This window comes from Vibrio sp. 704, from assembly GCF_033339295.1.
Window position 1 is genome coordinate 1 of record NZ_JAWOUH010001057.1, and the last position, 508, is coordinate 508.

At 46.7% G+C, this 508-nt stretch carries 1 protein-coding gene; it reads right to left on the bottom strand.

All coding sequences use genetic code 11. The annotated features are described in order from the left end of the window. A partial coding sequence (locus R7R24_RS30630) for a hypothetical protein (protein WP_318120706.1) occupies positions 1 to 508 on the bottom strand: 508 nt, incomplete at both ends.

Sequence of the window (508 nt, forward strand, 5' to 3'; positions counted from 1 at the left end):
GTATCTAAATCAAGGTTGTCTGAGAAGCTGCCGACATCGGTGTAAGCAGGATTGCCGTTCAACAAAGGATCGTCAGACTTGATTTCAGCACTAATAGTCCAAGCATTGAAAACTGGCTTAGTGACGCCATCTGGCTCCAAAATTTCAGCCGTGATGGTTGATATCGCATCTTTGACTTGCACATTGGTTGCATAGCCGTTTTCTTTCGCATTTTTCACACTGATTTCAAACGTCACTTCGTTGTCCAGCTTGGAATACGAGGTTTGCTTTGTATCAAAACTGGTATCGGTGTTCGTTTTAACACGCTTGTTAACCTCGATCGCGAAATCACGCGGATCAGAACCTCGGTCGGCGTACACAGTGCCGTCGACCGTCACTTGGTTTTGAATGTGCCCATTCGCCAGAGGATGAGTGTCTGCCACGATGGTGTATTCAATGTAGGAATGTGGCTCAAGCGTCGCAATCACATTCAGGTTGTCGGGATACTTTACTGCCCCAACAATACCAG